This is a genomic window from Pantoea sp. PNA 03-3 (genome assembly GCF_003201175.1).
Lineage (GTDB): Bacteria > Pseudomonadota > Gammaproteobacteria > Enterobacterales > Enterobacteriaceae > Pantoea > Pantoea stewartii.
This window is the reverse complement of sequence record NZ_QICO01000001.1, coordinates 436434-451808: the sequence shown is the minus strand read 5'-3', so window position 1 is coordinate 451808 and position 15375 is coordinate 436434. Positions and strand designations below refer to the sequence as shown.

At 53.3% G+C, this 15375-nt stretch carries 14 protein-coding genes; 11 read left to right on the top strand and 3 right to left on the bottom strand.

The window, feature by feature from the left end; genetic code table 11:
* Positions 1–228: 228 nt before the first annotated feature.
* Together C7433_RS02060 and C7433_RS02055 are read left to right on the top strand one after the other, a co-directional pair.
* Positions 229–1551: a PAS domain-containing methyl-accepting chemotaxis protein gene (locus tag C7433_RS02060; protein WP_233255745.1), complete on the top strand. Its 1323-nt coding sequence runs from the start codon at positions 229–231 to the stop codon at positions 1549–1551.
* A gap of 116 nt (positions 1552–1667) precedes the next feature.
* On the top strand, positions 1668–3464 hold the full coding sequence (locus C7433_RS02055) for an EAL domain-containing protein (protein WP_110267521.1): 1797 nt from the start codon (positions 1668–1670) through the stop codon (positions 3462–3464).
* A gap of 76 nt (positions 3465–3540) precedes the next feature.
* On the opposite strand, the gene iraP is transcribed toward C7433_RS02055, so the two are convergent.
* Positions 3541–3885, bottom strand: a complete 345-nt coding sequence (gene iraP, locus C7433_RS02050; RefSeq protein WP_033741400.1) for an anti-adapter protein IraP — start codon at positions 3883–3885, stop codon at positions 3541–3543.
* Between the two features lie 167 nt (positions 3886–4052).
* Entirely contained in the window at positions 4053–4547 is a 495-nt protein-coding gene (locus C7433_RS02045; RefSeq protein WP_033741402.1) for a MarR family winged helix-turn-helix transcriptional regulator, read from the bottom strand.
* A gap of 249 nt (positions 4548–4796) precedes the next feature.
* Between C7433_RS02045 and C7433_RS02040 the strand changes: the two genes are divergently transcribed.
* The 8 genes from C7433_RS02040 (at position 4797) to C7433_RS02010 (ending at position 13167) form a co-directional block, all read left to right on the top strand.
* Positions 4797–6341 carry a methyl-accepting chemotaxis protein gene (locus tag C7433_RS02040; RefSeq protein WP_110267520.1) on the top strand — a complete coding sequence of 515 codons (1545 nt, stop codon included), beginning with the start codon at positions 4797–4799 and terminating at the stop codon, positions 6339–6341.
* Between the two features lie 227 nt (positions 6342–6568).
* Complete coding sequence (locus C7433_RS02035; protein ID WP_110267519.1) at positions 6569–6889, top strand: hypothetical protein; 321 nt, start codon at positions 6569–6571, stop codon at positions 6887–6889.
* Between the two features lie 24 nt (positions 6890–6913).
* Positions 6914–7114, top strand: coding sequence for a hypothetical protein (locus tag C7433_RS02030; protein ID WP_033741409.1), 201 nt, complete (start codon positions 6914–6916; stop codon positions 7112–7114).
* Positions 7115–7264: 150 nt separating this feature from the next.
* Positions 7265–7540, top strand: a complete 276-nt coding sequence (locus C7433_RS23505) for a hypothetical protein (RefSeq protein ID WP_133745223.1) — start codon at positions 7265–7267, stop codon at positions 7538–7540.
* Positions 7541–7909: 369 nt separating this feature from the next.
* Entirely contained in the window at positions 7910–8104 is a 195-nt protein-coding gene (locus C7433_RS02020) for a general stress protein (protein WP_033741481.1), read from the top strand.
* A 697-nt stretch (positions 8105–8801) separates the two neighbouring features.
* Positions 8802–8936, top strand: coding sequence for a hypothetical protein (locus C7433_RS24010; protein WP_255421283.1), 135 nt, complete (start codon positions 8802–8804; stop codon positions 8934–8936).
* 285 nt (positions 8937–9221) lie between these two features.
* Entirely contained in the window at positions 9222–10886 is a 1665-nt protein-coding gene (locus C7433_RS02015; protein ID WP_033741411.1) for a methyl-accepting chemotaxis protein, read from the top strand.
* A 223-nt stretch (positions 10887–11109) separates the two neighbouring features.
* Positions 11110–13167: a bifunctional diguanylate cyclase/phosphodiesterase gene (locus C7433_RS02010; protein WP_033741412.1), complete on the top strand. Its 2058-nt coding sequence runs from the start codon at positions 11110–11112 to the stop codon at positions 13165–13167.
* A gap of 97 nt (positions 13168–13264) precedes the next feature.
* Here C7433_RS02010 and C7433_RS02005 read toward each other — a convergent pair whose 3' ends face one another.
* Entirely contained in the window at positions 13265–13828 is a 564-nt protein-coding gene (locus tag C7433_RS02005; protein WP_033741414.1) for a DUF4142 domain-containing protein, read from the bottom strand.
* Positions 13829–14843: 1015 nt separating this feature from the next.
* Here C7433_RS02005 and C7433_RS02000 point away from each other — a divergent pair.
* Positions 14844–15365, top strand: a complete 522-nt coding sequence (locus tag C7433_RS02000) for a DUF2778 domain-containing protein (RefSeq protein WP_110267811.1) — start codon at positions 14844–14846, stop codon at positions 15363–15365.
* Positions 15366–15375 lie beyond the last annotated feature (10 nt).

The window sequence follows — 15375 nt, the reverse complement described above, 5'->3', positions numbered from 1 at the left end:
GGTCAGTCAGGCTGCCGAGGTTGCCTGCATGACGCAGTTTGCGCAGCAGCATGCCTTTTGCAGCGGAGTCGTTTACGCATCCTGTTGAAGGTCATACAAAAAATTTATTTTTTATTAGTGAATTAATTTCACCCGGTAATAATCAACGGAAACTATCACAACAATACATAATGCCAGGGTCTTAACAGCCGATAACCAGATTAGTCAACTCAGATTACGGTCGTGGTTATGCGCTTTAATGTATTAAAAAATGTCTTTTCCTTTCTTAACGATCTTCGCAGCGGGCGTAGATCGGCGCCGTTCAGGGCGCTTAACAGCGCGATGCCGGTTATTGAATTCAGTCCTGACGGAACGATTCAGAAAGCCAGCCCGCTTTTCCTGACCGCAATGGGCTACGAGGCGCACGAAATAATTGGGCAACATCACAGCATGTTCTGCCCGTCTTCCCTGACGGATTCACCTGAATACCGCCATTTCTGGCAGCGCCTTGCCGCCGGTGACGTTCGCAGTGGTAAACATCTGCGGCTGGCTAAAGGAAACCGTCCTGTCTGGCTGGAAGCCAGTTATATCCCGGTCAGGAACCGCCGTGGCAGGGTGTGCAAAATCATTAAGATAGCGGCGGACATCTCAGAACGCATAGAGGCAGGGCTGGAACAGGAATCTGTGATCAACGCCATCAACCGGTCAATGGCTGTGATTGAGTTCAGTCCTGACGGTCGTGTCCTGGATGCTAATGACAATTTCCTGAAAACGACCGGTTACAAACGTGAGCAGGTTGTGGGTCAACACCATCGGATGTTCTGTTCAGAACAGCTTTCTGAAAGCGACGAATACCGGCAGTTCTGGAAAAGGCTTAATCAGGGCGAATTTTTTTCGGGGCAGTTTCCCAGACTCAATCATCACGGGAAGCCACTCTGGCTGCGCGCGACGTATAATCCTGTTTTTAACAGCAATGGCGAATTATATAAAATCGTCAAGTTTGCCACGGATGTGACCGAACAGGTTTTGAATAACCAAAAAGAGCACGATGCCGCCGTACAGGCCTGGGAAATGGCTGTACAGACGCTGGGAAATGCGCAGAATGGGGCGAATGTAATTGAGAGTAGTATTGAAGTTGTGGACCGGATCGCGCAGGACATGAACGCGATCTCCGCTGACATCGCGCGCCTCAACAGCCAGTCAGGAAGCATTGACGGCATGGTAGAGACCATCAGACGGTTTGCGACACAAACACGGCTTATTGCCCTTAACGCCGCGATTGAAGCTGCCAGAGCAGGGGCGTCCGGCAGGAGCTTTGCGGTTGTGGCCGCCGAAGTGCGCGCGCTGGCGGCAAGCGTCAGCGGGGCCACAGAAGAAATAGAACAGGTGGTATCAAATAATAATCAGCTGGCCCGGGAAGTGCTGAAAGGTATGGAACTCAACCAGAAAAATACGGAGCAGGGCGTCATACTGATGCGCGAGGCCGGCGAGGTCATCGCCATCATTAAGAAAAACTCGGAACGCGTGGAAGGGGCGGTCAGGGAGTTTACGCATACGGTTGAAACTGAGTAACGAATCCGCTTTAGCCGTTTTATCATTCAGCATTATCCTGCTTTCTGAGCACAGGGATGTCCTTCAGTGCAGCGCCTTGCTTTTTTAACTTTTGCCTTTCAGGGAAAGGATACGCCATGTTGATAAACATTCGTCACGGAGCGCAGTCTTCGCCACGCTCCGCAGACATTCTGCGATTGCCCGATCAGGAGCGTGATGAGGTACTCAACCACTTCGCCGCCCTGACCAGCACGTTGCTGGGCATACCGACCAGCTTTATATCCGTTCTTGATGAGCAGCATCAGACGTTTCGCGCAAAGTACAACACGACGCTGTGTCAGACTGATCGCAAGGATGCATTCTGCCGCTTCGTCGTGGAGAGCGCGATTCCGGTCATTGTGCCAGATACCTTACTGGACGCACGTTTCACCACGAATCCGCTTGTCACGGGGGAGCCTTACCTCCGCTTCTACGCGGGCGTGCCGTTGATCAACGCGCAAGGAAAGGTTATGGGGACGCTATGCGTCACAGACAGTCAGCCACACGCCTTTCCGGCTGAAAAGGTCAGGTTGCTCAGCCGACTTGCCGCGATGGTGACGGTCTTTCTGAAGGCCTGGCAGGTCGCGGGATTAACGGATGCGGTAACAGGCTTGCCTAACCGTCAGCAACTCATCCGCCATCTGGATCAACTGTCTGAGGCGGGGCATTCCGACGTCCTCAGGCTCACCGTTATCGACTGCATTGATATGCCCCGAGCCTATGAACTGGCCCGGGCACTGGGCATGCCGCCAGTGGAAGCGCTCCTGCGGGACAGCGGGCGTCTGCTGCAAAACAAGCTGGCGCTGGGGCCTGAAAAAATTTTTTACACGGTAGCCACTGGGCGCTTTGCCTTCCTGTCCCGCTCAGATGAGCCGTTTTCGGCCGATGCTGTTCTTGAAGCAATGCGCGACGTGCGGCCTCTCGCGCCCGAAGGTCTTGCTATGGACCTGACATTGTACGCGGGCGATGTCTGCTTTACGCCAGCGGCGCTACCGGCCCAGGAAGCCCTGCGGCGCGCGGTCAGCGCACTTCACGAAGCCATCAGCATCAATGGTGGCGCTCGTTCGTTTAGTGAGGTGAGTGACAGCAGGCGCAATGGCGATTTCATGTTGATGAACGATCTGTCGGCAGCCCTTAAAACCGGTACAGGCGGGCTGTATCTGGTTTATCAGCCCCGGCTTTCCTTATCTGATGTACAACCGACGGGGTTTGAGGCGCTGATACGCTGGTGTCATCCCGAGCGGGGCGAGCTTTCGCCCGCCGAATTTCTGCCCGCAGCGCAGTTAACCAGCCTGATGAGCGATATCACTGACTGGGTGATCACGGAGGTGATCCGTCAGCTGCGCGTCTGGTTATCCGAGGGCATCAGTCTGCCGGTATCCGTTAACGTCAGTGTCAGCGACCTTGCACGAAGTGGCTTTATTGACCACCTTGACGCGAAGATGGCGCAGGCCCAACTGCCACCCGCTCTGCTGGAGTTCGAATGTCTTGAAACGGAGCTAGCCACGGAAAATCCTGCCGCCCTGGCAATGATGGCGCAGTTAAGACAACGAGGATATCGTCTTTCGCTGGACGATTTTGGTGCCGGTTACAGTAATATTGGTTATCTGCGCAGGATGCCGGTGGACGTTATCAAGCTTGACAGGGCGCTGATAGCCGATTTGACCTCGAATGAAGCAAGCCGCATTATCGCATCGAGCGTGATAGGTATGCTGAAATCTCTGAACTATGTTGTTGTGGCTGAAGGCGTTGAAATACCAGAGGCTCTGGATATGCTCGCTTCATGGGGATGCGATCAGGCACAGGGTTTTTACATTTCTCATCCCTTGCTTCCGCAGGCACTAAAAAGCTGGCTCTCCACCTTTAAATACGGTCAGCTGGGCCACGCAACATAAATAACGTCCGGTTGCTGGCCCGTTGGGTAAAGGATGACGGGCGGTAAGGTGTGGCCTGGCGCTTAACCAAGCCGGCTTATTCCACAGAGGGGGATAATCCTTTAAGTTTAGTCATTCCTTCATGATTAATTTCGTCATCCGCGCCATCGACAGCCCTCGAAATGGTGAGCAGGCTCTGAAATTCACTGAGCAGGAGCGCGGCGTCAGACTTCAGCAGATCATCGCATTCAGCAGAGTCGATGACGGTGTTAATGGCTTTGTTAGCACTTTCAATCATTTCAGTCACACCGCCTTCTTTACTCACCGCCAGCACAAGTGCGCTGATGAGCAGAGACTGCGCCTCAACACGTGCTGTTAACTGCTTCATCCCTGCGTCGATATGCGATATTTTAGCCAGCATGCTAAGTACAACGTTTTTCATTATCGTCCCTCTTAAACTTTCAAAAGAAATCGGTCAGCAAGTTGCTCTCAAATTAAAACCGGTCTGTCCGGTTGGCCATAATCAGTGCCATTGTGCTTCAGTGAATAAGATGGGGTACTCTGCCGCCAGCCCCAGCCTGTCATCCCGTCTGAGATAATGACAAAACATCAGGCGTCAGGGTTCCGCTGTTCCGGCAATGCCTGGATAATTTTTTCCTGAACCTGTCTTATCCCGTCGCGCAGGCTGGCCAGGGTTTCAAACGGGATGCCCATTTCACAAATCATCGCTGCAGGTACGCCTGTGGCCCGCCTTTCAAGTTCACGGCCTGCTTCAGTCAGGCGAATAATCACTCTGCGTTCATCATGACCGGTATCGCGCAGGCGACTGATAAAGCCTGCCTGCTCAAGTCGCTTGAGGAGATGGCTGAGCGTGCCGGAGTCCAGTTGCACGCGCTGACCTACCTCAGAGACCGTGATGCCATCCTTTTCCCACAAGACCAGCAGCGCCAGATACTGTGGATAGGTCAGCCCCAGCGGTTTCAGGTGAGGCTGATAAAGCTTTGTCATAGCCAGCGAGGCCGAGTAAAGCGCAAAGCAGAGAAACTCCTCCAGACACTGAGGTTGGGTGTCTTTACTCGCGCTGGCGTCATTAATCTCTTTCATGCCGGGGCTCCAGATAAGGGGGAAGCCGGCAAGCGTTCGGTAATCGTGTGATGCGACAGACGTCAGGAAGCCGGAAACACAAGATATCACGGACACGTCATGGATGCTTTAAACCGCGGCCAAACTGAACGTGACCGCAATCATATCGACGTCAATTAAGTTGTGTTCAATTTATTTTGTAAAGTCTGTGCAGTTGACGCGTCTGCGGCCGATAGAACCTGACAGTGACATAACATTCGGGAAAATATAATGAAGGTTTCGACGCGTCTTGCTACAGGCTTTGGTTTACTTGTTCTGCTTTTAATTATCTGTACGGGCACTGCGTTACATGCGCTGACCGATGCACAGCGCGGCATGAATGACGCGATAAACAACAAAATGAAACGGTTTGCGATCGTTCTGGATATGCGTGGTGATATCCGTGATATGGCCATCGCCGCACGCAATCTGGCGTTGCTGACGGATGAGAAGGAATCCAGGCCCGAATGGGACCGTATGACGACACAGCGGGAAAAATATATCCACGAGCGGGAGCAACTGGTTGAAAGCATGACACACAGCGTCAGTGCACAGGGTAAAACCGTGCTGGATGAAATACTGGCAGCTGAAGATGACGCCATGCAAACCCTGATGACCGCGGCCAAAATGGGGCTGGAAAACCGTCAGCAGGACGCGACTGTCTACCTGATGAAGACTGCGCGACCGGCTCAGCAAAAGCTTCTGAAACTGCTCAACCAACTGACAGAGATTCAGAAGGCGCAGACCGTTCTTACGGTTGGCGAGACCAGCGAGACCGTTTCCCGCACAAGAGCAATGCTGATCGTGCTGACCCTGCTGTCAGTGCTGACTGCCGTAGCGGGCTGCATGATTGTCAGCCGCAGCCTGATGCGCCAGCTGGGTGGCGAACCAGCTCAGGCTCAGGCGCTCGCCGCCGCCATCGCCGCCGGAGACCTGACGGGACCGGTCGTGCTGCGCCGCAACGACACAACCAGCCTGCTGGCCTCACTGGATGGGATGCAGGCGAACCTGCGTGGTCTGGTGTCAAAAATTAAGGATTCGTCCGCCTCCGTTGCGCTGGCCGCCGATGAGATTTCACAAGGCAATACGGAACTGTCATCCCGCACCGAGCAACAGGCCGCGGCGCTGCAGGAAACCGCGGCCAGCATGGAGCAGCTTTCCGCCACTGTGAAAAGTAACGCGGCGGGTGCCCGGCAGACAGCCGAGTCCGCCCGTGAGACCGCGCAGCTGGCCCGCAGCGGCGAAACGGATGTGAAGCGTATGTCAGACACGATGCACGACATTTCCGTCAGCGCCACCAAAGTGCGTGACATCACCTCCGTCATTGAGAGCATCGCGTTCCAGACCAACATCCTTGCCCTGAACGCCGCTGTCGAAGCGGCGCGGGCAGGCGAGGACGGACGCGGGTTCGCCGTGGTGGCGGGTGAAGTCAGAACGCTCGCACAGCGCAGCGCCTCGGCCGCAAAAGACATTAAAACGCTGATCGAGCAGGCCGTTACGCAGGTGGAGAGCGGCGTCACGGTGGCCTCCTCAACCGGTCAAAGCATCCTGAAAATCGTCGGCATGGTCGGCGAACTGGCTGAATCCATGGACGAGCTTTCCCTGGCATCATCTGAACAGATGCAGGGCATCTCGCAGGTAAGTATCGCCGTCAGCCAGATGGACGGTGTGACGCAAAACAACGCGGCGCTGGTGGAGGAATCCTCCTCCGCCTCACAGTCGCTTTCTGAGCAGGCGCATGCCCTGCGCACGATGGTAGAAACCTTTAAGGTATGACACCCGGTAAATCAGACGCCGCGTAACGGCTCAGATGTATCCCTCTGAATGACGGCGTGGGAGGTCAGGGAGAATCAGCGGAGGTGGGGAATAACCCATTCACTTCCGCTTTCGCCAGCAAACTGCGTCATATGGGCCGGGCGTTAAGCCCGGCCCATCCCAGTGCTGTGTTAACGAGCGGCGCCGGGCAGAGGGGCTGCCTGCGGTCAGGATGTGCGACTGCGAGGGTGAACAATATTTTATGCTGTATGACAGGCCATAACGTGATTGGGCAGCTTCCCGTCAATCACGACTTCAACGTTTCTTATTATCTGCTTCATCTGAACCCCGCCTCAGAGCCTGTTCAGGCGCGACAGATCGCCTTCTCCATGGGGACGTTTTGCTTGCCGCTGGGTTCGGTTGCGGTGATGAATACGCTGCCGGCGGGAAGGGGCCGGACGGCCATCGAAAACGGAAATCATCCTGTTAACCGGGCCGTTTTTTGCGTCCTGCAGGAAGCGGTCCAGCAGGCGCGGCCGGGCCGCTTCGGTCAGGATGCTATACTGTAAGAACGTTTGCTTTACGGAGGCTTCATGGGGTCCAGAGAAGATACCGAAGAAAAAGCGCTTGAACTGGCGGGTAAAGTTATCTCGCAGTTGCTTAGCGAAAAAGCCAGTGTAAAGAAAGAAGAGATTATCTGCGCGCTACACCGCCTGGGGCAGGAAACCGGAGACTGGCGGGTGCGGGCAGGCTGTGAGAAGGCCGTGCTGATGATGAAACGCAGAGTTCACTGACCTCTGCGACACGCTCTGCCACGTGTATCAGCCGATGCTGTCAGGAAGTTAGTGGCCGTTTCCCGCCCATAACTGGAGATGTCTTTCTCCGAAAAAATTGCTGTCTTCACTGGCTGCGCCGCTTAAAAGTCTGCGGGTCTGGCGCAAAGCGTGATCGATAAGCTGACGCCGGGCATCATCAGTTTCCGTTTCGAGCATCCTGTTCAGCTGCACGCGCAGCGCCTCAGAACTTATGTCTGCATCATCTTCAAGCAGCGTCAGCAGGGCTTCGCCGATAACAATGTTTACCTTTTCTTCTTCACTCCTGAACATATCAACCTTCTTGTTGCTGGCAGTAAAAGTCCGTTGCGGCGGACAAGCGGTATTGCGCTAAAGCATCATTTTTGTATGTTTTTCGAGTGTAGTCCCGGCCACCCGAAACTGTAAAATCAGAACATGCCTTGTCCGCCCGGGAGCCAGCATCGTTAATAAGCATACGCTGCGTCAGGTCCCGCAGGCTGACTCCTGCAAGCGCTGTCTCGCAAAGAAGAAGACAAGCAGCAAACCTGTTCGGGATGGTGGTGAGAATCTTCTTAAAAGACCGGCTGTGGAAACTGTACACGACCCGCTCATGGTGTACAAATTTTATTTTGTTAACGCTGTTTTAAATAGATAAAAAATCTGTAGAAAGCGAAGCGGTGAATCTAAAACCCTTTATTCTTCCGACGTAAACATATGTTTATTCCTGTTTTTATTCAAAATTACAGCCATGCTTATATCCTCATCAACATTTTACACAATCAAAAGGTAACAGATATGAGCAACAGACGTGGTGGCGCGGGAAATTTCGCGGAAAATCCCCAGCGCGCGGCGGAAGCCGGAAGGAAAGGCGGAGCCGCCAGTAGCGGTAATTTTAAAAATAACCCGGAAAGAGCGGTTGAGGCCGGACGAAAAGGGGGTAAGGCAAGCCGCCGGGGCAGCGCACAGGAAACCGCTTCCCGGCCTGGTTGAGGGGCCGCCTTTGCGACTTGCGGGCTTGCGGCTTTCCCCGCCTGTTTTAAAGAGGACCTTAGCAGTACTGGATTAACAAGACGAAAGGGCTGTAAATCAGTGGCCCGGTAAGCCTGCCGGGCCGTCTCGTTAACAAGTTTTATACGCTGTTGGCCCTGTTCTTCAGGGCGGGCTCATGATTTTCAGTGAGGATACGCGAAAAGCGCCTGAACGGCTCATCACCCCTGATAATGTTGATTCTTCTCTGTTTTATCGGGATAAAAAAAACCGCCCGTAGGCGGTTAAGTCATCTTCCATGCAACAAGATCTTTCCTTAGAGGGATAGCCTCAATCAGCCTGGTCCTGCAGGCACTTCCCTGCAAGCGTAAACGGCAAAAAACTTCCGCATTGATATTTCATCCCGCCCCCCGGTCATCACGCTTTTGTTATCCGTCAGCGTCCGAATGGTCCGGCTTTACGTCATGGTCAGAACTCTGCGCCTGACGGAGGCTGGCGCGAACGGCCGCTTTTTGCGCGTAGCGGAACCGTTACGCGCTCGGCCTGGCTGTGTTTCTCTCCCTCGCCGTACATTAAGAGCGAATTAAGATGCGTGTAATAACGATTTAAAATAATTGATGTATGTCACAGTTAAAGAAAGTAACTACAGTGACGATAACTTTAAAACGGGATAAACGCGCTTTTACCAGAAGGATTTAACATGACCGTTAGCCACATAACCAGCCTGTCATGGGTTACCCAGACTAACCTCACGCTTTCACCGTCTTCACTGCGCAGGGCGATTGCGCGCCTGTCTTCTGTGCTGGCGCAGGCCATGCTGTCACGACTGCGTTAATCAATGCGGAGGGACAGCCTGCGATGCCGTCTGATGCCGTTCCTCACGTGCTTACGTCATGAGGAGGCCACAAACACGTATTTCTCTGTGCGGCCAGTCCCGTTAAACAGGGTGTTAAAACGGCACCTGATTATAAATTGCGCGCAGCTTGTTCCCGAACAGCTTAATCATCCTGATCGCTGTTTGCTGAAAGAGAGCGGTAAAACGCGCGCGGGATTAGGCTCGTCAGGTCTGAACCCTGGCTCTGAATAATTTTAATTTTCATATTTTAACCGAGGAAAGGTAATGAACAACATACGCATCGGCATTCGACTGGGTGCCGCTTTTGGCTTTATTCTGCTTCTTCTTATCGGTATTGCGCTGGCCGGTTTAATTCGTATCGACTCCCTGGGCGACACCGTGGATAAACTGGCTGGCGATCGTTTTGATAAGGCGACCGCTGCCAGTAACCTGCGCTTTTACGTTACGGATATGAGTCGTATGGTCCGCAGTATCGCACTGGTCGATGACCCGGCTCAAAAAGAAAGACTGAAACAAAACTATGAGCAGTCCCGCGCCCGGCTTGAAACGGCTTTTAATAAAGTCGATCAGATACTTCATGCGCCCAGAAGCCGTGAGCTCATCGCCGTGATGAAACGGGCCGGTACGCAGTATCTTGCCTACTCTGAACAGGCGGTAAAACTGGGCATGGAAGGTAAGCGGGATGAGGTAACGCGGCTGCTCACCGGACCCGCTTATGAGGCGCAGGACGAATACACAAAGGCTATCACAGACCTTGCGACCTTTCAGGGCCAGCAGATGAAGACCGCCGGTGCCAAAGCAGCGGCAGAGCAGCGCAGCGCTCAGGTTGTTCTTGTCTCCCTCAGCGTGGCGGCTATTGTGCTGGCAGCAACCCTGGCCTGGTTTATTACCCGCAGCATTGTCAGGCCCGTAAACATCGCGCTGCAGGCCGCAGAGCGCATTGCTGACGGCGACCTGACTGCAGAAGTGCCGGTCAAAGGACGTGACGAAACCGGAAAACTCCTTATAGCGATTCGTGGGATGCAGCATTCACTGGTACAAACCGTCAGCGCTGTCCGGGCGAACGCGGAGAGTGTTGCCGCCGCGAGCCTGCAGATAGCTCAGGGAAACACCGATCTGTCACAGCGCACTGAAGAACAGGCCAGCGCGCTGGAACAGACCGCCGCCACAATGGGTGAACTGGGCGTCACGGTCAGGAATAACGCAGACAATGCCAGCCAGGCCGCGATGCTGGCGGTAACGGTGCGTGACGTTGCCCGCCAGGGTAATGACATCACCACAGATATCACCGGTACCATGAAGGGAATTGGTGAGAGCTCAGGACGCATTGCGGATATCACGTCAGTGATTGACAGCATTGCTTTCCAGACCAATATTCTGGCGCTTAATGCTGCTGTCGAAGCCGCGCGGGCAGGCGAGCAAGGGCGTGGCTTTGCCGTGGTGGCAGGTGAGGTCCGTTCGCTGGCGCAACGCAGTGCAACAGCGGCAGGGGAGATTCGTCAGCTCATCGAAGCCAACGCACAGCGCGTCAGCGAAGGGACTTCACTGGTGGCGCGTTCTGCTGACACCATGTCTGCCGTGGTTTCGTCGGTCGGTCAGCTGACTGACAGGGTGGAGGAAATCACCGCCGCCACCGCAGAACAGGCTCGCGGAATTGAACAGGTCAGCATTGCCGTGACGGAAATTGATGATGTGACGCAGCAGAATGCTTCCCTGGTGGAAGAGTCCGCTTCAGCGGCAGCAAGTCTGCGCGAACAGGCCGATATATTGCTGCAGTCCGTCTCTGTTTTTACGCTGTCAGAGCCGTTATCGCCCGTCGCTCAAACCGCGCTGGTTGAAGCGCCGGTCACGGTTTCCGCCTCAACGACAACGCCTCACTCCAGCCGACCAGCCGGGAAAGATGCGGAAGAAAACTGGACAACATTCTGAAACCGCCCCCGGATTTGAGGGGGGCTGATTTGAGCCAGAAGCGGATAACGTTGCGAACGTCTTGCATGCATTATTTTGTGACAGGTAGAAATACCTGTCGCTCTTTTTTCTCTGACTAAATTTTTACAAAATTGTGTCACTGTTTTAGGCCACCGGCGCCGATACTCATCTGTAAAGCAGGATCATCTCCGAACAGGTCGGTGAACTTTTCAAGGACAGCCGCATGAAATCCGTAACCAATGACCAACTGGGGGCCGCCGTGGCCAGAACGTCTCTTTGCGCAATATACCTGCTGTCTTCAACCGGAGAAGTCATGAGCTGGAATCTGGGGTGCCGCGAGATTAAGGGCTGGGACAGCCGTGATATCAGAGGGCAACATATTTCGGTTTTTTACGATGAAGATGAACAGGCCAGGAACATCCCTGAGGCAAACCTGAGAGAGGCCCGCGAGCATGGCAAGTTTACAGGCGAAGGCTGGCGGCTGCGGAAAAACGGCAGCGCATTTCGTGCATCCGTAGAAATTGAATTCCTTAATCCCTCCGATCAGGAACATGCGGCATTTATTAAAATCGTGCGCGACGTCACGCATGATTATCAGGAAAGGGCGGCATTACGCATCGCTCAACAGGTTATCCTGAAAAGAGAAACGGAGTTGTCAGACACCAATAAGGTGCTTGACGCGGTTTTCTGTCACACGCCCTGTGCGCTTATCCTGTGTGACGCAAAATCCGGCGACATTATACGTGCGAACCCGACTGCCAGAAATTTGCCCTGTTTGCAGGAACTGGTGCTGAGCGGTAACACGCAAACCTCGCTTCACGCGGATCTGCCAGACGATCTGGCGGGTGTGTTCAGGCAAGCCTTTACGCTTCTTCCCGATGAAGGTTTCAGCGAAACGGTCTCGTCAACGGCGACAGAGCCGGCCTTTTCACTCCGCATCACGGCTGAAAGGCTTAATTCGGGCGGGGGAGAAGACTATCTCCTGTATACCATCCTGGACGTCACCGCGGAGTTTCAGGCTGCGGCAAGGGCGAATCACCTCGCCCTTCATGACCCACTGACAGGGCTCCTTAACCGGCGGGGCCTGATGCCCGAACTGGAGACGCTTCTTAGCGGTGACAGCCCCTTTGCCGTCATGGTGTCCGACATCGATCGTTTCAAAAGTATCAATGACGTGCTGGGACATCCTACCGGAGATGCACTGCTTATTGAGGTTTCCGCGCGGCTGCAATCCGTCCTGCGCCCTGAAGATATACTGGCCCGTACAGGCGGCGACGAGTTTGTTGCCGTCCTGCCAGGTATCAGCTCAGCCTCTGAAGCCAGCGAAACGGCATCACGCCTTACGGCCGTATTGCAGGAGCCGTTCATGCTGAAGGGCAGGAAAGTTACGTCGGGTTGCAGCTTCGGCGTCTGCCTCTTTCCCGGCTATGCACGGGATGCTGAAAGTATGTTATCGGCGGCGGATATTGCCCTGTATGCGGCCAAGTCAGCCGGACGTAACGGCTGGGTCATCTTTACCGATGAGCTTGCCCGCTCTGCGGCAGAGCGCTTCAGCCTGGAAAACGACCTGCGTGGGGCACTGGAAAACGGTGAGCTACAGCTATTTTATCAGCCTGTTGTCTGCAGCGTCAGTGAAGAGATTGTGGCTTATGAAGCCCTGCTGCGCTGGCATCATCCTGTGAGAGGAAGTGTGCCGCCAGATATTTTCATTCCTCTTGCTGAAAAAACCGGACTTATCCATGATATCGGTGCCTTCGCGCTTGCGCGCGCCTGTACGGATATGGCGGGCTGGTCAGGACAGGAGCGGATAGCCGTGAACATTTCCCCCCGACAGTTCAGGGACCCGCAACTGTCTGACAGGGTGAAAAACGTTCTCATCCATAGTGGGCTACATCCCAACAGGCTCGAACTGGAAATTACCGAATCGGCCTTGTTCGACAACCCGGATTTCAGTTACGAAGTGATACGGAAGTTTCGGGAGACAGGCATTAATGTCGTTCTGGATGATTTTGGCACGGGGTTTTCTTCACTGAGCCACCTCAGTTCCGGGCTTTTCAGCAGAATAAAGATAGACAGGTCATTCATCAGCGATCTGCACCAGGATGCCGGGGCGGCAGCCATCGTCAGTGCTGTTCTTTCACTGTGCCGTCAACTGAACGTGGAAGTCACTGCAGAGGGTGTGGAAACGTTGGCTCAGGCGGCCTGGCTCAGGACATATGAATGTCCTTTAATGCAAGGGTATCTTTTTGGCAGGCCGGGACCGTACTGGATTCAGACGTAAACGCGTTACCGTCCTGAAAAGCTGAATAAGAGGTTGCCCGGGCGGCATGACAAAAGTTCACCGGACAACCTGTTTAGTTGATGGCTGGCACAGAGCCTTACATTGACGCGTCCTGGGCGGACTTCAGGTGCTGCTCAACAACCGGAGTATGGGCGTCTGCCAGCGCCTTCACATCGGGATCTTTTATCTTTTTCGCGTCACTTTCCAGCGTCGACAACACCATCTTGTGGTCTTTGACGCCGGCATTTTCCATATACATCTTGTCAAAAGCCTTGCCGCTCTGTTTTTCCAGTTTAGTGGCCATGGCTTTATGTTTAGCATCAGGCGCGGTCGGCAGCGTAACCCCTTTTTGCTGAGCGACGGTCTGCACTTTGGTCAAGGCACTGGTGTGATCATCGATCATCTTCTGCGCGAAGGCTTTGGTTTCGCTGCTTTCAGCCTTACTCAGCGCGATTTTAGCGGCAGCGATTTCATTGATATTTGCCTGCGCCATGTCTTTGATTGCTTTTTCGTCACCGGAACTAAGCTTTGTCCCTGTTTGTCCAGCTGTGGTGCTCTGCGCCGCGCTCGTTGGCGTCTGCGCCTGCACGCTCACGCTGCTGAACATCGCGACGGCAGCTGAAACGGCCAGCAGGCCAGTTAACATCTTACTCTTTTTCATTTCGTTCTCCTGAAGCTTACAGGGAGGCTGACGACAGGGAGTTTTCTGTGTGCAGCCATGTAGGGAGATAACAAGTGCACTGGTCAGTATAGTGGAGTTTCGGATTTATCCAGCAATTTTTTTTATGTTTTAGGCGGTTGCAGAGAAGCGGAGCTGATATCTTTTTTCTTTTTGCTGTGTATTTAAGCCAAGCGAGGCTTTGGGTTAAGCCGCCTTTATACAGCATGGCGACATCCGGGCGGCCTGGAAGGTGAAGTTTATAACATAAATTTAATTAAAGTTTTTTTAGCTGGGAAACGCCCCGGTGATGTTTTCTCGCCGGCTGCATTTTTGCTATAAAGCGTTAAACGCGGCAGCGCGGTAAGCGGGACGTGATGCTGATTGTGTGCTGCCCGTTCTTAACGGGAAACGGAAAACCCCCAGGAGTCAGCCTGTTTTCCTTACGCGTTGACGTCGTAAAGGAAAGAGGCGATAAAGTCAGCACCTTTCTACGGGAAGGGCACAGGCTGCTGTCCTCCAGACTCAGGATGCATGTAAAGCCGGTCAGCAGCTTATCAACGTCAAAAACACGTTTCCGCACAGGGAAAATAGATTCAAATTCCGCCTCTGGTTGTGACCGTAAACCCGGTGTGAGCGAGGCCCACTAAGCCAGCGGCAGGCACACAAATGAAAACCCACCCTGTGCGCGATGCAGGCGCGGGGCGACAGTTTTTTCAGCACAATAAGATCTGACAGAATAGTGTCATTTCCTGACGGGCTGGGGGGTAAGACAATGTGTTATCTGATCCAGCAGTAATTTTTTCTACGAAATTAACCCTTTGTATAAAGGAGAAAATAATTTACAGGTATGTTCTGGTTTACTGGTGGGAGACATTTTGGGGAATATGAGAGCAGTTTGACAGAAGCAGGTAACTCAATCTTAAAAGAGCAAAAAAAACACATATTGGTTATTTACTCACCACTACTCAATAGGTACACTATTTGTAAGGATTTACAATACCCTAAGGAAAGGAGTATGGCCTTACATGGAAAATTAATATTGAACGGGGCAGATTATGCACCTTTCAATCTGTATGGTGTGGGTGTTTTTATGGCTTTCTCGGGTAAAGGCGTCTACCGGAATAAAGGAGCATGTGGCGCTATTCCGAATGATGGACCATTGCCACCGGGAAAATACTGGATAGTAGAGCGAGGAGCAGGTGGGCCAGGCTCATGGGTTAAAGCTAAGGCACAAGATCTATACAACAAATTTTACTATGGTGCTGAGTTTGGTCGTGATGAGTGGTTTGCCCTTTACAAGGATGACTGGGGCATTGATGACGGAACCTGGATTAATGGTGTTCATCGTGGATTGTTTAGGCTTCATCCAGGTCAAATTTCTGAGGGTTGTATAACAATTGCACATAATTCAGACTATTCACTCATCAGAAATGCACTTATAAGAACCGCGCCAATACACGTTCCCTGTATGAGGTCACTTATGGCTCGTGGCTGGGTAGAGGTAATAGATGGTGGCTATAACAACACGTGCCCGTAGAATTGCGAAA